We start from the raw sequence: 18416 nt of genomic DNA on the forward strand, positions 1-18416 counted from the left end.
GTAACACGATCATGCGTAGGGTTTGTTGAGGCGTCGCCAGCAGATGAGGCTGCAGGCAAGGGAGACGAAGGCATCGTGGATTTCGGTGCGGCGTTCCCAGCGGACGGCGAGTCGTTTGAACTGGTGGAGCAGGGCGAAGGTCTGCTCGACGACGTAGCGGAGCTTGCCCATGCCCTTGATGTTCGGGGCTCCTTTGCGGGAGATGACGGGCAGGATCCGGCGTTTGCGCAGTTCCTCGCGGTTGGGGTTGGAGTCGTAGCCCTTGTCTCCGAGCAGGGCTTCGGGACGTCGACGGGGCCGGCCGGGACGCCCGGCATCGGGTGGGATGCCGTCGACCAGAGCGAGCGTCTGGGTGACGTCGTTGACGTTGGCCGCGGTCGTGACCACTTTGAGCGGAGTGCCGCGTCCGTCGCAGATCAGGTGGTGTTTGCTGCCCGTCTTCCGCCGGTCGACCGGCGACGGACCGGTATCGGCTCCCCCTTTTTCGCCCGGATGTGGGAGCCGTCCACGCAGGCCCTGGACCAGTCGAGCCGGCCGACCGCGTTCAGCTCGGCGAGCAGGATCCGGTGAAGCTGGTCGAAGACCCCGGCCTGCTGCCACCGCTCAAGGCGCCGCCAACAGGTCTGCCCCGAGCCGAAGCCCAGCTCAGGCGGCAGGAGTTGCCAGGCGATGTCGTTGTGCAGGACATACAGGATGCCCTGCAGACACAAGCGATCCGCCACCGGCCGTGGCCCTGGTGACCTCGTCGGCCAGGGCCGCAGCAGGGGCTCGATCAGTGCCCACAGGTCATCGTCCACGATCCAAGGCCGAGTGCTCACGCCATCACGAACGGCCGAATCGTCACACCGGTCACGGCTAACCAGAGGACTTCAACAAGATCCTGTTACGAGCTCTAAGCTACGGACATGAGTGACCTGTACGCCGTGGACCTGGCGCTGAACCTCCGCGACTCCGTGCCGCCTGCCGTCCTCGCCGATCTGCGCTGGCACCTCGGTGAAGAGAGGCGAGCGGAGGACGAGGAACTCGACGTGTACCCCCTGCTCGCATCACGCGGCCCGGCAGTCCGCATCGGCGGTGTCCGGATGGCGGAGCTCGCCCGGACCGCCAATGGGTGGGCGCTGACGGTACGGTACGAGATCCATGCCGAGGGCATGCCGGACTTTGATTCACTGGTGGAACGTCTCGCCTGGCACTCCGACACCGAGGGTCCCATCGGCCAGATCCGTTTCTACGAGGAAGATGTCCCTGAGATGCTGATCAATAGATCGGGGACGCTCATTCGGTTGCCACTCGCCCCGAAGTCGACCCCGCAGTAGCAGGGTCAGTCCTTGACGGGCGGTACGACGCCCAGAACGAATTCCGCATTTGCGATCATCCGCCCGATTTCGATGGGGAGATTCTCGAATTCCTCCATCACCACGTCGAAGGGCTCGACCTTGCGAACCGTGCCGTCCAGCCCCTTGGCTTCTACGAAGAACCGATACCCGGCCGGCGAACTCTGGTCGGCGACCTTCGTCCAGGCAGCGCCATGACGGAGTACCAACAAGTCGCCCAGGTATGACGTCAGATCCGTGTGGAGCGTGATCCAGTCCGACTGCTCGAACTCACCGAGCGGGAGGCGATCCGCATAGCTCTGCAGACCCGGCATCAGGACCAAGGGGTCCTCCGTGTACTGGTCCGGCGCGACGCCCAGCATGGATCCGAGATTGATGGCGTTCAGATGCGCCCCACGCCCCCACTCGACGAGATCCGCGTCGACCTCGCCCGGCGTCCTGTCAGGCATACCAAAGAACCTTTCGATCGACACGCACTGAATCTACTTCTTCCGCCTCGTCGGCGGATCCCACTGGTCCCGCTTGGGGTGAGGGCCGTACTCAAGAATAATTATCTTCGCGTCCGTGAGGTACTTGCGGAGTTCAGCGGACGGCCCTGCATGTGTGAACGACCACCGTGGATCATATCCGGGATTCAGTCGCCGCAGAGCGATGTCCTTGTTGATCTGTTCCTTGATTGCAGGCTTCAGCGGGACCTCGTTCACGATCGAACGAGTGCTTCCGTCCTTCATCGTGATGGTGCGGTAAGGACCGTACGTCTTGACCTCGACCGCGATCACACGACCGTCGGGCAGGTCCACGGGCACATCCACCTTGCGTCCGCCCGGGGTCGTTACGGGATACCGAGGATCGGCGTTCATGGCTACCGGATACGGTCGCTCGGGGCCACCACCCCACATCTGCCGGTGGAACTCCTCCCCTCGCTGCCACCGAAGCTCATGGTCACGCGTGTTGCGGACGTCCCGCAGAGTGAGCGGACCGTCGGCAGGCAGCAGGGCGGGCCTGGAGTAGTCGGGCTCTTGCCCTGCATACGGATTCTCTGCGTCCGCCTTCGCTCCGTCGCCCCCGGAACCTGCCTCCGGCGAATCCGCCGGCTTGGTCGCCTGTTCGGTGGCCTGCCCGGAGTCGTCAGCCGTGTGGACTCCGTCGTCCACGCCGCCCGTGCCCGGGGTCTCCGGGTGGGGGCTCACCGTGCCGCCGGGGCCGTTGTCGTGGCCGGCTGTGCCGCCCGGGCCGTCCGGGTGGGTGGCGCCGGAGCCCGGGGTGTCCGGGTGGGTGCCGGCCGTCGGGGACGGGGAGTCGGGGCGGGTGCCGCCGGGGTTGTTGAGGTCGCCCCGCGGCATGTTGTCCGGGGCGTGGCCGCCTGGGGTGTGGTCGCCGCCGCGGCCGCCGACGCCGGCCAGTTCGTGTTCCGGGATCCGGACGGGGGTGGTGTCGACGCCGCGCGGGCCGTTGTCGATCGCGTGGACCGGGTCGGAGATGTCGGAGCCGAGGCGGATGGCGTCGTCGCCGCCGCGGGCGCCGACGCCGGCCAGTTCGCGCTCGGGGACCTTGACCGTGGCGGGGGAGTCGACCTTGGGTGCGTCGGTGCGCGGCACGTCCGCGCCCGCGCCCGGCCGGCCCTTCGGGGCGCTCTCGGCGGACTGGAAGAGCGAGCCGTCCGCCTCGTAGATGTTGCCCTTGGGGTCCATGAACTGCGGCGCGCCGTCGACGGGGAGTTTGACCGTGCCCGGAGGGAAGGTCGTCGTGCCCTCGGGAAGTTTGATGTTGCCGTCGGGGAGCTTGGTCGCGCCGTCCGGGACGGCCGTGCCCGTGGGGAGGTGGATCGCGCCGTCGGGCAGCATCACGGCGCCGTCGGGGAGGGCGACCGCGCCGTCCAGGTTGATGCTCGGGGCCTCGAACTTGCCCATGCCGCGCAGGCCGGCCATCACGTCGCCGATCTTCGAGATGCCCGCGCCCGCGCCCTTGAAGACGTACGTCATCGGGTCGACGATCCGGCCGGCCTTGCCCGCCACAGACAGCGCCTTCGCCACGGCGCCCGCCTTGCCCGCGCCCGAGACCGCGCCACCCGCACCACCCGTGCAGACCGTGGTGATCACGTTGAAGGTGACCGCGCCGGCCGCACGGCCGGGGTTGGAACCCCACTGGTCCCACGCGAGCAACGCCTTGCCCGTCTCCTTCATCGCGGTGCGCGACTCACGCAGGTAGGCGGGAAGCTTGTCGTCCGGGACCGCCATGTACAGCGCACCCACACCGGGGATCATGGCGATCGACAGGCCGGTCCCGAGTTTCGCCAGGCCGGCCCACGACTGCTTGAAGGTGTCCCAGCCCTGCAGTCCGACCAGACCGCCCAGGCCCTTGAGGGTCCCCCACACCCCGTCCACGAAGAAGCCCTTGCCGTACTCCCAGACGTGCTCCCACACCTGCCATCCGGGAATGGACTCCTCCACCGCGTCACCCCACGGCAGGGACTTGGCCTGCTTCATCGCCTCGGCGTCGTAGCCGTACATGTCCGGGGCGTTGGAGCCGTCGTTCACGCGCAGGGGCTTGCCGCCGACCAGTGCGACGATCTTCGCGTGGGCGGCCCGCTCCACCTCGTGGAACTCCTCCCACACCTCGGCGATCTCGTTGCGGCGATCGAGGTTCTCGTCGATCAGGCTGCCGTCTTCACGCCACTTCTCGTCGTCGGCGACCTTCGTACGGAACGCCTCCGCCTCCGCCTTCAGCTTCTCCAGCTTCTTGATGACGGGTGCGGCGTCGCGGGAGTACGTGCCCAGCGCGCCGACGATGGTGCACATGTCGGAGCTGAGCTTCAGGCCGAGGTCCGAGACGGGTTTCGTCGTCGCGAAGAGCTGGTCGGCCTCCGGCGCCTGGTAGAAGGCCTGCAGGCCGCCGAAGCTCGTGTGGACGTCCGAGGCCTTCGTCGAGACCGTGGCCCCGCCGGACGAGATCAGCTTGACCTTCTCGTCCAGCGTCGGCAGATGGCCCGTGAAGACCGGCACCTCGGCCGGATCGACCGGTGCGTTCCCGCTCACTTCTTGCCCCCGGTCTTCTCACGCAGGATGTCGAGGTTGACGGACCTGGCCGCGTCCTGGGCGGCCTTGGCCTGGTCCAGGTCACCTTCGAGGTACTCGTTCGTCGCCGCGACCGCGCCGAGGATGCACGCCTCGATCCGCTCCGCCATCGACTTGAACTCCGGCTTGCGGGCCGTCAGGTACTCGCCGAGGGCGGCCGCGACCGGACCCAGCGCCTTCTGCGGCGCCACAAAAGCCGAACCCGGAGCCGGCCCCGCACCCGGAGCCAGCGGACCCTGCGCAGTCATCCCCGACTGCGAACCCGGAACAGCCGTCCCCGCCGCCTGCGCCGCCTCCGACATGGCCGTAAGCAGCGCGTTCAGAGCCTTCTCCAGCTCGCCGGCGTTCCCGCCGACGGTCTTCAACTGGCCCTGCACACCCTGCGGCTTGATGTCCCACGACGTCATCGACAACCCACCCCCGTGAACCCGACTTCCCTACTACCGCTGCCCCACTGACCTGCTGACCTGCTGACCTGCCGAAACGATCCTGCTCAGCCGATGTTGTCGACCGCGGCCTTCGCACGCTGCAGCGTCTGGCGCGCCGTCGCGTCGTTCTTCTCCAGCGTCGTGTTCAGCAGCTGGATGATGTTCTTGACCTCCTGCGAGGCGTTCTTCCACCGCAGCTCCTTGGCGTGGTAGTCGTCCGCCACACCGTCCGCCGCGAAGTCCGACATCGCCGCCGCCACCTGCGCCTCACGCGCGGCGATCACCTGCTCCAGCTGCCCGATCACCGCCTTGATACCGCCCTGCACCTCCGTCGAGGCACCCACGTCGTACGCACGACGGTCCGTCCCACCCGTACCCATGACAACCACACTCCCCGTTGAGAATAAGAAGAAAGGCCCGGAACCCCGTCGGCTCAGCGGCCGCGGAAGCGGGCCGCGTCGAAGTTCGCCGAACCCTGCGTCTGCCGCGCGTTCTCGCCCTGCTCCTGGTCACCCGACCCGAACGCCTGCTCCATGCCCGACTGGCCGCCCAGGATCGCCGCCAGCGAGGCATTCAGCTCCTTCGCGATACCGTCCGCACGCAGCTTGAACGAGTCGAACGCCACCTTGCCCTGCCCCTGGAACTTGCCCTCCAGCGGCTGCGCCGCGGCGACCAGCTGCTTGATCAGCGACCCCAGGTCGGTATTCGAGTTACGCGACCCCGACATCAGGTTCGTCAGAACCTGCGTCCCCATGTCGAACTTCATCCCACACTCCCCCGCGCCCTCAAAGACGATCAACCGATCACAAGTATGACCAGTCCCATCAACATACATCGCACCTGCAACCAGCAACGAAGCAGTTATGGCGCACCCATGACGACCCGCCAGGCGCCTCCCCTGCCACAAGCCCGCACCTGCGTGCGGGAGCGTGCCACACTCCGAACGACCGGTACGTCATCGCACACGAGAACTCCGCGACCACACCTCCGGCCGACCGCCGCCGGACGATCAGGGGCGCGTGGCGGAGCCGGTGGAGGCGATGAAGGCAAGGAGGTTGTCGGCGTAGCGCTGGGGGGCGGTGAGGTGGGGGACGTGGCCCTCGCCGTGCAGGGTCCGCGCCTGCGCGCCGGGCAGCACGTGCGCGAGCCGGTCGACGATCGCGCCGAACCACGGCGGGCTGTCGGTGCCCTTGCTCAGCATCACCGGGCCCGTGTATCCGGCCAGCCGAGCGAGGTCGACGGTGTCCCAGTCCGGGTCCCCCTGCTCGTCGGCGGCGGTGGGGGCGTTGGTGACGAACGTCCGGCGGGCCGCGTCCGGCATCCCGTCCCACGCGCCCGGCCCGAACACGACCTCCTCGACGAACCGGCGCGCACCGGCCTCGGGGTCGCCCGCGCGCACGTCCGCCATGACGGCGTCGATCGGGGCCTGCGCCTCCCGCATCAGCCGGTCGAGTTCGGGATCACCGGCCACGACGGCGGTCAGGGGCGGCTCGTGGACGGCGAGGCTGCGCAGCAGTTCGGGACGGCGGGCGGCGAGGCCGAGCGCGACCGAGCCGCCGAAGGAGCTCGCGGCCACGTGGACGGGGGCGCCGAGCATCTCGATGAGCGCGGCCAGGTCGTCCTCGTCCTGGGTCCGGGTGCCCTGGCCCGGCGGGCGTTCGCTCCGGCTGTGGCCTCGGCGGTCGTAGACGAGCACGCGGTGGGCGCGGGTGAGGTGCGGCAGGACGGCGTCCCAGCTGTGGTGGTCGGTCCAGGAACCGTGGACGAGCACGAGCGGTTCGCCGTCACCCGCGATCTCGTAGAAGAGCTCGACACCGTTCACCTGAACCCGTGCCATATCCGGTCCCCTTTACCCGTTGCCATGCAGGCCTCCCCGCGAAGCCTTGATCATCCTGTCAGACGCGGTTCACTGCTGGACGGGCGTTGTGGCGGACCAGAACTCGTCCTGCTCGTCGGGGCGCTGGGGGAACGGCCCCCTGCGCTGCGAGGTGTTCGGCTTGGTGAAGGGCCTCATGACGTCGGCATCGTTCAGGCAGGGGGTGGCGGCCTCCAGGAAGAACTGCCCTTCGCCGCCCACCTCGACCGAGAGGCTGTAGCCGTCCGGGGTTCTTGCGAAGATGGCAGGGAACTTCGGGCTCTTGTTCACATTGGTGATCTTGTAGCCGCGGTCCTTCCACGCCCTCTCGATCAGCCCCAGCAGGGCGCCGCGGCGCTCCTCGGAAACGACGGTCAAGATGGCGATGAGCCGGTTCGAGGCGCCCGTGCCGGTAGCCGCGCCCGCCATTCCCTTCGTACAGCCGGCGCTACCACCGGGACCGTGGTTCCACTTCAACTCGGGTCGGACCGCCGCCAGCGTCTCCTGGAGGATGGCGTCGGCCCGCTCGGCGCCCTCCTGCATGTGCATGCTCATACCCGTCTTGGCCGATGCGTCGTCGGCGCCCGGGCTGCAGCCCGCGACGAGGGCTGCCAGGAGGAATAGCGCGGCTACGGTGCGCGGCGGCTTCATCGGGTTCCTCAGTGCTGTGTCCTGGGCATGAGCCGCGACCGGGGCGTGCTCCAGGGTCGGGGGCGCCTCCCCGGCGCCGCTTCCTCGCCCTACGCAACAGCAGGCCCGGCGGCGAACACAAGTTCACGAGGCCCTCGTCCGGACATTGGGCGGGCTCGCCGTACCGGCTGGTCGCGGCGTCCGCCAGGCGCGGGCGTACTCAGACCCGGGCTCGCGCCTGAGTGCCCGTACCCAGAGGTGTGTTCAGGGGATACGGCGGTCCTCGGCGGTGATCGGAATGTCGTTGATGCTGGCCTCGCGGCGGCGCATCAGGCCGTCGTCGTCGAACTCCCACTGCTCGTTGCCGTGGCTGCGCCACCACTGGCCGGAGGCGTCGTGCCACTCGTACTCGAAGCGGACGGAGATGCGGTTGCCGGTGTGGGCCCACAGCTCCTTGCGCAGGCGGTAGTCGAGTTCGCGCTCCCACTTGTCGGCGAGAAACGCGCGGATCTCGTCGCGGCCGGTCAGGAAGCGGTCGCGGTTCCGCCAGACGGAGTCCTCGGTGTAGGCGAGGGCGACGCGTTCGGGGTCACGGCTGTTCCAGGCGTCCTCGGCGGCCTGGACCTTGGCACGGGCGGTTTCGTCGGTGAAGGGCGGGAGGGGCGGACGGGTGGTCATGGCACATCCTTTTCGGGAAGGATGGAGAACGAGCGTTCTCCCGACCCGGCCCACCCTAAGAGAACGATCGTTCTCGCCGCAAGCGACATCGGGTTACCCTGCCCTCATGGACGACGAAGAGGCACGCACCCGGCTACTGGACGCGGCGGAGGAGCTGTTCTACCGCCACGGCATCCAGGCGGTGGGCATGGACCGTATCCGCACCGCGTCCGGAGTGCCCCTCAAGCGCCTGTACCGGCTCTACCCGGCCAAGGAATCCCTGGTCGCTGCCTACCTCGAACGTCGCGACCGGCGTTGGACGACGAGCCTGCGCGAGTCGGTGGCGGCGTCCGCGCAGCCGCCGGTCCTGGCCGTCTTCGACTGGCTGGCGCGATGGTTCTCGGAGCCGGACTTCCGGGGCTGCGCGTTCCTCAACGCGTACGGGGAGCTGGGCGCGGCCGCGCCGGAGGTCGTGCGCGTCCACAAGGCCGAACTCCACGCCCTCCTGGCCGAACTGGCGCCAGCCGAGGCCCCGCCCGCTCTCGCCGACCAGCTGCTGATCCTGGTCGAGGGCGCGACGACGGTGGCCGCCTTGAGCCCCGGCCCGGAACCGGCCCGCCGGGCGCGCGAGATGGCGGAACTCCTCCTGCCGAAGTGATCGAAGTGACGCAGGTCACTGCTCGGCGCCTCGGTGGGATGTCACATCCGTCCGGTGCGATCCGTCAGAGCTGTGTAACCGTCGACACGGCAAGGAGAACCACCATGGACGCCCGACTCAACCTCTTCGGCAACTCCGTCGCCACCACGTTCGCGAGGTACCTCAACTCGGCGGGCAAGGCCGTCTCGGACTCGACCCTTCCTGCGGCCACCCAGGAGCTGGTGAAGATCCGGGCCAGCCAGATCAACGGCTGCGGTTTCTGCACCGACATGCACACCAAGGACGCCGCGCACGCCGGGGAGACGGCGCAGCGCCTCCACCTGGTGGCGGCCTGGCGCGAGGCGAAGGTGTTCACCGACGCCGAGCGGGCGGCCCTGGAGCTGACCGAGCAGGGCACGCGCATCGCCGACGCGGCCGGCGGGGTCACGGACGCGGCGTGGGCGGACGCCGCGAAGCACTACGACGAGGACCAGCTGGCCGCGCTGGTGTCCCTCATCGCCCTGATCAACGCCTACAACCGGATGAACGTGATCATCCAGCAGCCGGCCGGCGACTACCAGCCGGGGCAGTTCGGCTGAGCCCTCCCACCGGGTGCGCACCCGGGACCGGCGTGGAGGGGACCGGGGCGCGCTCGCCGCCTCGACCTCGGCCGATTGGCTGACCCACGCCCGGCCCGGGCGGTGCGCAGAGCGGGTGCGTACGTGTCCCGCACCGGCGCCCGGCCGGTGCGGGACACGCTCGGCGCGTGAGCGGTGCCCTTCCGCCGCCCCGGCAGGGCCTTGATGGCCACGTCGAAGGGCAACGCCGCGATGAAACCGGCTGGGCCCCGAAGGGCCGTGGCCACGGCCGCTCCGGCGACCGCGCTGACCACCCGGGCAGTGGCACAAACCGCGCGGACAAAGGTTGGGAGGAGACCGCCGCCCGGGGGCGACATCGCCCGCCAGTGGGTCGAACCGCTGCCCGGCCCTCAAACCCTCACCCGTTCGGCGGCCGGTTGGGCAGCGTCGCCCAGGTGCGGGTACCACCGCCGGGCTCCCGGGACGGCCCGAGGCCCCAGTCTCCGCCGTGGTCGCGCACCAGTGCCGAGAACACCCGGAGGGTGGAGCGGCGGCGGGCCTCACAGAGCGCGGCAAGCCGGGGGTGGGTGTGGGTGGGGTGCGCGTCGTAGACGATGACGCGCAGCTCGTCGTCGCGGTAGCGGACGGACAGGTACAGCTCCCCGTACGGGTCCATCCGCCAGGCTGAACCGAGGAGTTCCGAGGCGGCCTGTACGGCTGTCGGTTCGAGGGGGTCGAGGGCGTAGGCATGCAGGGCTGCCCGTACGGCCTGACGGGCGATCCCGGCCGAGCGGGGCGAGGCGGGCAGGGTCATGCTGCACGACAGCCCCTCCGTGAGGGCTGCCTGACCGACGGTCCCGGGGTCCGGGGCGACCGGGCAGGCGGATGCGGCGGCGGCATACGAGTGGGGGTACGGGGTGAGCAACTTCGGCTCCCAAGTCGTCGATGGGCAAAGACGGTTTGGCTTCGGAAGCTCGACGCGCACAGGGGCTCACGAGGACCGTTCACAGGCGGCATGGGCGGCGGGTGTGGCTCGTCCCCCGGGCAGGCCGGGCGATGCACTTCAACTCGCCTTACGTAAGCGGTGCGTCACCCACAGTAGGGCATCAAAATGGTGTCTGCACCACAAAGTTCATGAGGCCTGCTCCTGAAATGGACCGCATGCGGGCCGGAGTGCAGACTTCCCACATGCCACCGAGGACGCTGCCGTCATATCGCCGAGCCCGACTGGGAGCAGAGCTACGCCGGATGCGCTTGAACGCGGGCGTGTCCGCCGAACTCGCGGCCTCACTCGTCGGTATGGACCGAGGAAAGATCCCCAGCATTGAGGCGGGCGCCCGGACCTTGAGCGCCGAGCGGTTGCGCACCCTGGTCGCCCACTACGGCTGTACCGACGAGCCTTACATCGACGCGCTGCTCGGCATGGCCCAGCGTCGCCGGCGAGGGTGGTGGGATCAGTACCGCGAGCGGCTCGCACCGGGCTTCCTGGACATCGCAGAGCTGGAGTGGCACGCCACGCGGATGCACACGGTGCAAGCCGTTCACGTACCCGGACTGCTCCAGACCGAGGAATACTCCAGGGCCGTCTTCAACGCGGTGCTGCCGCAGCTCTCCCGCTTGGACGTGGAGCTGCGCGTGGCCCACCGCCAAGAGCGACAGGTCGTCCTTGACCGTCGAGATCCGGTTCGATACACCGGTTATGTGCACGAGGCGGCACTGCGTATGCAGTTCGGCGGCCCACAGGTGTCGAAGCGGCAGCTCGATCGGATCTGCGAGCGAAGCACGGCGGAGCACATCACCATCAGGGTCATCCCCATCGCTCAAGGAGCCTTCCCGGGAGCGGGGCACCCTCTGTTCTACGCCGAGGAATCGGTCCCGCAGCTCGACACTGCGCAACTCGACTCGGCCCACGGCCCGGAGTTCCTGCACGGTGCGGAGCAACTGGCCAAGTATCGAAGCCATCTGGCCTGGATGGCCGATCACACGCTCAGCCCCGAAGCTTCGCGTGATCTCATCCGAGACATCAGCAAGGAACTGTGAGAGGGGCCGCCATGCCTGACATCCAGTGGGAAGCACCGTACTGCGGAGAGGGAAACGCCTGTTATCGGGTAGGGGTGGACGGGGACGGCAACAGCTACATAGCGGTAGCCGGCCAGGAGGACCGGCCGCTGACCGACAGCAGAGCGGCCCTCCAGGCCCTGATCCGGGACATCAAGGCGGGTCGGGCCGACCACCTGCTCGACTAACTCGCGCCCCGCGGGAAGGTGATCTCGACGCGGCGGTTCTTCTTGCGACCCTCCTCGGTGCTGTTGTCGGCGATCGGGTAGTCCTCGCTGTAGCCGCGTACATCGAACACGACGCTCGGGTTCGTCACGGTCTTGGCCAGCTCGTTGTGCACGGCGTCGGCCCGCTGCTTGGACAGCTCCTTGCCGTGCTCGTAGCTGCCCTGGTCGTCGGTGAAACCGAAGACCCGGATGCGGGTCGCCTTGGACTGGTTGATCTCGTTCCCGATGGCCTGGATCCGGGCGGCTGCCTGCGCGTTGAACACGGCGCTGTCCTCGGGGAACAGCACCTCGGACTGCAGCGCCATCATGACGGTCTCGTTCGTCTCCTGCCGCCGCTGCTCCCCGCCGAGGTCTTCGACGACCTCGGCGATGTCCAGCACCTTCACCGGTGCGAGGGTTCCGCCCTGGGGGATCTTCAGCCCCGGGGCATTGGAGTCGATCGCCACGGGCGCGGAGGCCGAAGGCTCCGTGCCGGGGGGTACGGACGGCTTCACGTCATCGGCATGGGCGGCGGTGGCCCCGATGAAGTGCCCTCCGGCTACGACAAGTGCGGAGACTGCGGTGGCGGCTGCTGCACGATGGCGTGTTGTCATGGGGTCACCCCGAGATTTTGACGGTGGCCGTGGCAAAGGTGGGCAGGCTGAACTCCACCTCTGTGGTCGAGGTCGGCGGGGCAGGGAACTGCGCGAAGAACGGGATCACCTGACCGGGGTCGACGCTGCTGACGCCCGTCGTGCACAGGCACCTGGACTCCGTGTCCCGAAGCACGTAATAGCGCTTCTTTCCCGCCTTGTCGACCAGCGTTGCACCGGCGACCGACTCTCCGGTCCCCTTGAGTTCGATGCCACGCCAGGCGACGGTGTCCTTATACGACTGGCTGCCCGTGTTCTTGAGCTGCCCGGAGACGGTGAGGAAGCCACCCGGGTCCCGCCGTACCGAGTTGATTTCCAACGCCATGCCGGCCTGTCCGTTCAGCATGGCGATGACTTCGGTCGGCTCCGAACTCTGACTCGTACTCGGTCCCGCCTTCTGAGATGGCGCGCCCTGGGGCTGAGCCGACGCGGACTTCCGCGGCTCAGCCGACTTGCCGTCGCCGTCACCACCGCACCCGGCCAACGTGACGACCATGACCGTCGCAACCGCAACGGCCATCCCCCCACGGACCCTCACCATGCGCCGAATGCTCATCTGTGAACGCTTCCTTGTCTCTCGATCCCTGTCAGCCGACGAGTCGCACGCTGAACAGCCTTCTAGTCAATACCTTGAGCGAACCCGGCTTCAGCGGGTCGAGCTTGACGGTCTCCCCACCGCAGGTGAAGGTCACCGTCGGCGTGTCCGGCAGTGAGGCAGGCGTCCCATTACCTGTCGTCGCGGCCGGAGTTGGAGTCGGGGTGGGGGTGGGGATCGGAGTGGTGACGGTACCCAGGTGACACCTCGGCTCGATCAGCGCGGTGGCCTTCGCTGTCGCTAACATGTCGCCGGTGCCGGGAACCACCGAATCCCCAACGGGTTCATTGGTCTCCACCGTGACGGTGAACCGCGGGAGGGCGGCCGTACATGTGGCCTTCGCATCATTCTTCGCCGCGAAGGCCTCGGCTGCTGCACACGCCTCGCCGACCTCGAAGAACTTGCCGTCGACAATCTTCTTCCAGACATCGGCCTCCATCGACGGGAGGTCGAGGCCGAGGAGGACTGCGTCCCGGGCCTCACGCCCGGCCGCCAAAGCGGCCGCATCCGCGGCCCCTTGGGCATCACTGCGCCTTACCGAAGCCTGCCCCACCGCGAAGAACGCGAGCGCGGCGAAGACCAGACCCGCGATCACCACCACATAAATCGGAAATGCCTGCCCCCGGTCACGCCCGTGCCTGCCTCGGGGATCCATTAGCCGGCTTTGATGTCCGTCACCGCCTGCTTGATCCGCTTGGTGATCTCCGAACCGACGCCCGAGCCGACGATCGCTCCGACGATCACGATCACGACCAGGATGATGCCGAGGTACTCGAAGGCCGTCTGGCCGCGGTCCAGTTGGGCGTGGCGCCTGCGAAGCCTTGTCGCGGCCGTGTCCGCCCATCCGTTCACCCTGATCCGCGCCTCCACGGCGGCCTTCAGCAGCGTGTTCTGTGACATGGGGGTTCCCTCCCGGGCCGGTACCGGTGTCGATCTGCGGACGGTACGGCGAGTTACCAGCCGTAACCAAGGGTCCCGGGGCCCAATTACGGACCCACTGCGCACTCTGTCTACCCATGACCGGTCACTCCTGGACGGGCGGTTCCCAGCCAGCGGGCTATCGCCTCGCTGCGCGTCGCGCTCCGGAGCTTCGCGAAGATGCGGTTGATGTGGTTCTTGACCGTCTTCTCGCTGATGAAGCAGGCGGCGGCGATCTGCTGGTTGCTCATCCCGGACGCGATCAGATCCATGATCTCCACCTCCCGGGAACTGAGCCCGAAGACAACAGAGTTGTGCATCCGCTCGGACGACTGTGCCACATCGCGTTGCGGATGCGAAGAGGCCCTGAGTTCCGCCAGCAGGGCGCTCGACGCCGTCGGGGTGAAGTGGGGGCGGCCCAGGGGTGCGTCGTGGACGGCCCTGATCAGGTCGTCTGCCGTGAACTCCCCGTGTACGAGGTAGCCGCCGGCGCCCAGCAGCAGGGCCTCGCGGACGATGTCGGCTTCCCTGCTGTACGTCAGCATCAGTACGGGCGCCAGCTGCACCAGGTGCGGCAGCGCCGAGATCCCGTCCACCCCCGGCATACGGACGTCCAGCAGGACCACGTCCGGAGCATGTCGGCGGGTCAGGCTCAGGGCCTCGCGGCCGTCCCCGGCCTGGGCGGTCACGTCGACGTCCCCGGCGGCGCCCAGGATGGCCGCGAGGCCCGCCCTGATGACCGGGTTCCCGTCGGCGATGAGCACGCTCAGCCGCGCCATGGTTCAGCCACCCCCGAACAGCGCACCGAAGTCGACGTCAGCGCCGTAGACGAAGCCGCACACGAGGAGGATGAGCGTGCCCGGCAGCATGAACATCGTCACGGCGAAGGTGGCCTTCGGGACGGCCCGGGCCGCCCGTCGGCGGGCGTTCTGGGCGTCCGTACGGCGCATGTCCTCGGCGATCGCGATCAGCGTGTCGACGATCGGGGAGCCCAGTTCCTCGCCCTGCTGGAGGGCCGTCACGAACTGCGCGACCTGCTCGCTGTCGTTGCGCCGCCGCAGTTCGTCGAAGGCCTGGCGGCGGCCGACGCCCATGTCCATCTGCTGGAGCGTGATGCGGATCTCGTCCGCCCACGGCCCCTCGTACTTGCCGGCGACCCGGTCCAGCGCCTGCCGGAAGCCCAGCCCCGCGCTCACCACCACGGCGAGGACGTCCAGGAAGTCCGGCAGTGTCCGCTCGATGTGGTCGCGGCGGACCCGGATGGCCGACCACAGGCCGACCTCGATCCAGAACAGGCCGAAGGCCACCATCAGCAGGGCCGCGACCAGCTGGCCGTTGACCAGCATGGAGAAGGCGCCCGCGGCGCCGAGGACCCCGTACACCGCGCGCCGGGCCGCGTACCGGTCGATCGTCAGGCCGGCCGGGTTGCCCGCCATGTCGATCTGCCGGCGCTTGCGGGCCACCCGGGTCGCGCCCATGGCGCGCAGGACCAGCGGCGCCCAGCGGATGCCGATGCGGTCGACCAGCGATCCGACCGCTGTCGTACGGGTCGCTCCGACCTCCAGGGCCAGGGCGAGGTCGGTGGGGAGCTTCACGTCCGCCCGGTAGAGGCGGACGCCGTGGAAGGCGCCGAACACCGAGAGGCCCACGGCGAGGGCGAGGAGGAGTGCGGTCATCGTCCCGTCCACCCCCCTCACACGTCGATCTTCGACAGGCGGCGGATGAGGATGAAACCCAGCGCGAAGAGGCCGAGGGCGACGAGGACGGCCGTCTGCCCGAGGAACGCGCCCGTCATCCGGTCCAGCGCGCCCGGCATCATCATGTCGACGAGCAGCAGCGAGCCGAGCCCGATGGCCGGGACCAGGTAGGCCGTCACCGTGACCTGGGACAGCTGGGTGCGGATCTCGCGACGGGTCTCCTTGCGCTGCTCCAGCGTCACCGTCAGATTGCGCAGGCTGTCCACGATCGCGCCGCCGGCCCGGGCGGACAGCACGAGGGTGGAGACGAGGACGACGAGCTCGCGCGACGGAAGGCGTTCGGTGAGCTCCCCGAGGGACTCCTCGATGGAGTGGCCCACGGCGAGGCGGTCGGCGACCCGGGCGAGTTCCTCGCCGGCCGGCGCTTCCAGTTCCTCCGCCGCGATGCCGATGGCGGTACGCAGGGCCAGTCCGGCCTGGGTGGCGTTGGCGAGGATGCGGGCCAGGTCGGGGAGCTGGTTGATGAAGCGCTCCGTACGCCGTGCCCGCTGCCAGTTCAGGAAGGCGTTCGCCGCCCAGACGCCGATGAGGCCGGCGACCGGTCCGAAGAACGGCGCCAGGAGGGACGCGGCGACGAGCCAGACGCCCGCGATGGAGGCGAGCATGTAGACGAAGAACTCGCCGGGCGTGAGGTCCAGGCCGGTGGTCGCCAGCTTCTGCTCGATGCGCCGGCCGAGCTTCGTCTTCCGCAGCCGGCGGTCGATCTTCCGGAAGCGGCGCACCCGGCCGAGCGGTTCGGGCAGTCCGCTCGCCGAGAGGCGTTCGACGAGGGCGGCGTGCTGGGCGCGGCCGGCCGCGTACGTCTGGAGGCCGACGACCGCGAGTACGCAGGCCAGCAGGGTGATGCCGAGGGTGAGCAGGATCAGTGGGTTCACAGGGCGGTCCGTGTGATGTGCGGGGTGGTGAGGGGGTCGTCCGGTAGCGCGACGCCGAAGGCCTGCGGGATGGGCTGGTTGTTCATGTAGAGGCGTTCGGCGATGCGGCGGGGCAGCGGGTAGTACGCGAAGTAGCCGTGGACGCGGCCGTCCGGCCCCATGGGCTGGGCCGCGAACCGGCAGACGGTGGTGATCCGGAAGGGTTCGCGGCCGTGTGATTCGAGGAGGGAGATCTCCGTGATGCGGCGCGAGCCGTCGCCGAAGCGCGTCAGCTGGACGATGACGTTGACGGCGCTGTTGATCTGGTCCTGGAGGGCTTCGAAGGGGATCTCGACCTCCGACATGGAGGCCAGGGTCTGCAGGCGCGTCAGGGCGTCGGAGGAGCTGTTGGCGTGGACGGTGGCCAGCGAGCCGTCGTGGCCGGTGGACATGGCCTGGAGCATGTCGAGGGTCTCGCCGCCGCGGACCTCGCCGACGATGATGCGGTCGGGGCGCATGCGCAGGGAGTTGCGGACGAGGTCGCGGATGGTGATCTGGCCCTTGCCCTCTACGTTCGCCGGCCGGGATTCCAGGCGGATGACGTGGGCCTGCTGGAGCTGGAGCTCCGCGGAGTCCTCGATGGTGATGATGCGCTCGCCCTCCGGGATCAGGCCGGAGAGGGCGTTGAGGAGGGTGGTCTTGCCGGTGCCGGTGGCGCCGGAGACGATCACGTTCATCTTCGCCTGGACCAGCCCGGACAGCAGCATGAGCATCTGCTCGTCGAGGGAGCCGAGGGCGATCATCTCGTGCAGGGTGAAGGCGCGCGGGAAGCGGCGGATGGTGAGGGTGGCGCCGGTCAGGGAGAGCGGCGGGATGATGACGTTGACACGCTCGCCGCTCGGCAGGCGCGCGTCGACCATGGGATTGGCCTCGTCGACGCGGCGGTTGACGGTCGAGACGATGCGCTCGATGGTCTGCATGAGCTGCTCGTGCGAGGCGAAGCGGAGGGGGAGCTGCTCGACGCGGCCGGACCGCTCGACGAAGATCTGGTCGGGGCCGTTGACCATGATCTCGGAGATGGAGGCGTCTTCGAGGAGCGGTTCGAGCACGCCGAGCCCTAGGGCTTCGTCGACGACGCGGCGGATGAGCTGTGCGCGCTCGACGGTGGAGAGGACCGGGCCCTCGCGGCTGATGATGTGCCCGAGTACGCGTTCCAGGCGCGCCCGGCGCTCGGCGGGTGCGAGCGCGGACATCTCGGCGAGGTCGATCTCCTCCAGCAGCTTGGCGCGGTAGGAGGAGACCAGCCGGCCGTCCTCGCGGGGGCTGTGGCGGTCGTCGGGGGTGCTGACCCGGGAACGCAGGCTCATGGTCCGGTCACCTCGGGGTCGTCGTTGGGCATGACGGCTGTGGCCCTGGCCGGATCGGGGTCCAGCCCGGGGATGATCGAGTTGACGGGGATGGTGACGACGGCGGTGACGGCGTCGGCCGTCCTGCTCACCGCGACGCGCGCGCCGAGACCCTCCCGGACGGCCGCCACCCCCGCCGCCTCGCCCCGGCCCCGGTGCTGGGCCTCGACGCGTGCGGCCGTACGGGCGGCCGTGTCCGCCTGTTCGTGGACGTACGCGACCCAGCCGAGCTGGATCCCGCACAGCGCGACGAACAGCAGGATCGGTATGAAGCCGATGTACTCCAGGGCCACTTGGCCCCGGTCGGAGCGGATGCGCCGCCTCATGTCACTCCGCCTCCTTCTCCAGCGCCGCGCCGCCGGTGCCGTCGATCTCGCCGAAGTTGAGTGCCGGGTGGAGGACGGGAATGGAGAGGCGCACCTTGGCCTGGTAGATGTCCCCGGACTCCTGGCACACCACCTGGAGGTCCCACGCCTCCCCGATGTGCTCCCTGGCCGCCGCATCGCAAGCCGCACCCCCGTGCACCGCCCCCGCCCGGGCCGCCTCGTCCGCCGCGTTGCCCGCCAGGGAGAAGGCGTAGCCGATCAGGACGCACTCCCAGACCGCCGCCACCAGGAGCAGGATCAGCGGTACCGTGCCGACGAACTCGATCGCGACCTGGCCCCGGTCCCGGGCGCCCCGGTCCCGAGCACCCCGGTCCCGGGCGCCCCGGTCGTCCCGGGCGTCCCGGCCCCCGTAAGGCCGACGGTCTTCTCTCCGGGCGGGCTCGCGCATCC

The 18416-nt window shown here is 69.1% G+C and carries 25 protein-coding genes; 5 read left to right on the plus strand and 20 right to left on the minus strand.

All coding sequences use genetic code 11. The features are described from left to right. Positions 1–9 precede the first annotated feature (9 nt). Positions 10–818, minus strand: a protein-coding gene (locus ACFWFZ_RS30110; protein WP_387126375.1) for an IS5 family transposase whose coding sequence is annotated in 2 segments (ribosomal slippage) — positions 10–498 and positions 501–818 — 807 coding nt in all. Because the reading frame shifts where the segments join, the coding sequence is not laid out codon by codon here. An 87-nt stretch (positions 819–905) separates the two neighbouring features. Here ACFWFZ_RS30110 and ACFWFZ_RS30115 point away from each other — a divergent pair. Then, complete coding sequence (locus tag ACFWFZ_RS30115) at positions 906–1316, plus strand: hypothetical protein (protein ID WP_387126377.1); 411 nt, start codon at positions 906–908, stop codon at positions 1314–1316. A 5-nt stretch (positions 1317–1321) separates the two neighbouring features. On the opposite strand, the gene ACFWFZ_RS30120 is transcribed toward ACFWFZ_RS30115, so the two are convergent. The 8 genes from ACFWFZ_RS30120 to ACFWFZ_RS30155 all read right to left on the minus strand — a co-directional run bounded on the left by ACFWFZ_RS30120 (position 1322) and on the right by ACFWFZ_RS30155 (position 7999). After that, entirely contained in the window at positions 1322–1807 is a 486-nt protein-coding gene (locus tag ACFWFZ_RS30120) for a hypothetical protein (protein ID WP_387126379.1), read from the minus strand. Positions 1808–1816: 9 nt separating this feature from the next. Then, positions 1817–4369: a hypothetical protein gene (locus ACFWFZ_RS30125; RefSeq protein WP_387126381.1), complete on the minus strand. Its 2553-nt coding sequence runs from the start codon at positions 4367–4369 to the stop codon at positions 1817–1819. Continuing rightward, positions 4366–4815, minus strand: coding sequence for a DUF6507 family protein (locus ACFWFZ_RS30130; protein ID WP_387126383.1), 450 nt, complete (start codon positions 4813–4815; stop codon positions 4366–4368). The genes ACFWFZ_RS30125 and ACFWFZ_RS30130 overlap by 4 nt, the downstream gene beginning before the upstream one ends. An 86-nt stretch (positions 4816–4901) precedes the next feature. Next, the gene (locus ACFWFZ_RS30135) at positions 4902–5216 is read right to left on the minus strand and encodes a pore-forming ESAT-6 family protein (RefSeq protein WP_045320797.1); all 315 of its coding nucleotides are present in this window, start codon (positions 5214–5216) and stop codon (positions 4902–4904) included. A 53-nt stretch (positions 5217–5269) separates the two neighbouring features. Continuing rightward, positions 5270–5602: a hypothetical protein gene (locus ACFWFZ_RS30140; RefSeq protein ID WP_030763942.1), complete on the minus strand. Its 333-nt coding sequence runs from the start codon at positions 5600–5602 to the stop codon at positions 5270–5272. A 243-nt stretch (positions 5603–5845) separates the two neighbouring features. Continuing rightward, positions 5846–6673, minus strand: a complete 828-nt coding sequence (locus tag ACFWFZ_RS30145; RefSeq protein ID WP_387126386.1) for an alpha/beta fold hydrolase — start codon at positions 6671–6673, stop codon at positions 5846–5848. Between the two features lie 69 nt (positions 6674–6742). Next, the gene (locus ACFWFZ_RS30150; RefSeq protein ID WP_387126389.1) at positions 6743–7342 is read right to left on the minus strand and encodes a hypothetical protein; all 600 of its coding nucleotides are present in this window, start codon (positions 7340–7342) and stop codon (positions 6743–6745) included. A gap of 243 nt (positions 7343–7585) precedes the next feature. Further along, complete coding sequence (locus tag ACFWFZ_RS30155; RefSeq protein ID WP_387126391.1) at positions 7586–7999, minus strand: nuclear transport factor 2 family protein; 414 nt, start codon at positions 7997–7999, stop codon at positions 7586–7588. Between the two features lie 106 nt (positions 8000–8105). On the opposite strand from ACFWFZ_RS30155, the gene ACFWFZ_RS30160 reads away from it, so the two are divergent. Beyond that, complete coding sequence (locus ACFWFZ_RS30160) at positions 8106–8636, plus strand: TetR/AcrR family transcriptional regulator (protein WP_387126393.1); 531 nt, start codon at positions 8106–8108, stop codon at positions 8634–8636. A gap of 104 nt (positions 8637–8740) precedes the next feature. Then, a complete protein-coding gene (locus tag ACFWFZ_RS30165) occupies positions 8741–9214 on the plus strand; it encodes a carboxymuconolactone decarboxylase family protein (protein ID WP_387126395.1) in 474 nt (157 codons plus the stop codon). Between the two features lie 397 nt (positions 9215–9611). On the opposite strand, the gene ACFWFZ_RS30170 is transcribed toward ACFWFZ_RS30165, so the two are convergent. Continuing rightward, positions 9612–10007, minus strand: coding sequence for an ATP-binding protein (locus tag ACFWFZ_RS30170; RefSeq protein ID WP_387126397.1), 396 nt, complete (start codon positions 10005–10007; stop codon positions 9612–9614). Between the two features lie 374 nt (positions 10008–10381). Between ACFWFZ_RS30170 and ACFWFZ_RS30175 the strand changes: the two genes are divergently transcribed. Together ACFWFZ_RS30175 and ACFWFZ_RS30180 are read left to right on the plus strand one after the other, a co-directional pair. Then, on the plus strand, positions 10382–11233 hold the full coding sequence (locus ACFWFZ_RS30175) for a helix-turn-helix domain-containing protein (protein WP_387126400.1): 852 nt from the start codon (positions 10382–10384) through the stop codon (positions 11231–11233). 11 nt (positions 11234–11244) lie between these two features. Next, a complete protein-coding gene (locus tag ACFWFZ_RS30180) occupies positions 11245–11439 on the plus strand; it encodes a hypothetical protein (protein ID WP_387126402.1) in 195 nt (64 codons plus the stop codon). Here ACFWFZ_RS30180 and ACFWFZ_RS30185 read toward each other — a convergent pair. The 10 genes from ACFWFZ_RS30185 to ACFWFZ_RS30230 form a co-directional block, all read right to left on the minus strand. Further along, a complete protein-coding gene (locus ACFWFZ_RS30185) occupies positions 11436–12071 on the minus strand; it encodes an OmpA family protein (RefSeq protein WP_387126404.1) in 636 nt (211 codons plus the stop codon). The two genes, ACFWFZ_RS30180 and ACFWFZ_RS30185, sit on opposite strands and share 4 nt — an antisense overlap. A 4-nt stretch (positions 12072–12075) precedes the next feature. Continuing rightward, positions 12076–12666 carry a hypothetical protein gene (locus ACFWFZ_RS30190; RefSeq protein WP_387126406.1) on the minus strand — a complete coding sequence of 197 codons (591 nt, stop codon included), beginning with the start codon at positions 12664–12666 and terminating at the stop codon, positions 12076–12078. Between the two features lie 31 nt (positions 12667–12697). After that, positions 12698–13360 carry a pilus assembly protein TadG-related protein gene (locus tag ACFWFZ_RS30195; protein WP_387126408.1) on the minus strand — a complete coding sequence of 221 codons (663 nt, stop codon included), beginning with the start codon at positions 13358–13360 and terminating at the stop codon, positions 12698–12700. Further along, positions 13360–13605, minus strand: coding sequence for a hypothetical protein (locus tag ACFWFZ_RS30200; RefSeq protein ID WP_387126410.1), 246 nt, complete (start codon positions 13603–13605; stop codon positions 13360–13362). The genes ACFWFZ_RS30195 and ACFWFZ_RS30200 overlap by 1 nt, the downstream gene beginning before the upstream one ends. Positions 13606–13715: 110 nt before the next feature. After that, positions 13716–14402, minus strand: a complete 687-nt coding sequence (locus ACFWFZ_RS30205; RefSeq protein ID WP_387126412.1) for a response regulator — start codon at positions 14400–14402, stop codon at positions 13716–13718. Between the two features lie 3 nt (positions 14403–14405). Beyond that, positions 14406–15299 carry a DUF5936 domain-containing protein gene (locus ACFWFZ_RS30210; RefSeq protein ID WP_387126414.1) on the minus strand — a complete coding sequence of 298 codons (894 nt, stop codon included), beginning with the start codon at positions 15297–15299 and terminating at the stop codon, positions 14406–14408. A gap of 17 nt (positions 15300–15316) precedes the next feature. Next, positions 15317–16255, minus strand: coding sequence for a type II secretion system F family protein (locus tag ACFWFZ_RS30215; protein ID WP_387126416.1), 939 nt, complete (start codon positions 16253–16255; stop codon positions 15317–15319). Continuing rightward, on the minus strand, positions 16252–17601 hold the full coding sequence (locus ACFWFZ_RS30220; protein WP_387126418.1) for a CpaF family protein: 1350 nt from the start codon (positions 17599–17601) through the stop codon (positions 16252–16254). The genes ACFWFZ_RS30215 and ACFWFZ_RS30220 overlap by 4 nt, the downstream gene beginning before the upstream one ends. After that, positions 17598–17966, minus strand: a complete 369-nt coding sequence (locus ACFWFZ_RS30225) for a TadE/TadG family type IV pilus assembly protein (protein WP_387126420.1) — start codon at positions 17964–17966, stop codon at positions 17598–17600. The genes ACFWFZ_RS30220 and ACFWFZ_RS30225 overlap by 4 nt, the downstream gene beginning before the upstream one ends. 1 nt (position 17967) lies before the next feature. Continuing rightward, the gene (locus tag ACFWFZ_RS30230; protein WP_387126423.1) at positions 17968–18414 is read right to left on the minus strand and encodes a TadE/TadG family type IV pilus assembly protein; all 447 of its coding nucleotides are present in this window, start codon (positions 18412–18414) and stop codon (positions 17968–17970) included. Positions 18415–18416 lie beyond the last annotated feature (2 nt).

This window comes from Streptomyces sp. NPDC060232, from assembly GCF_042726555.1.
Classification (GTDB): Bacteria; Actinomycetota; Actinomycetes; order Streptomycetales; family Streptomycetaceae; genus Streptomyces.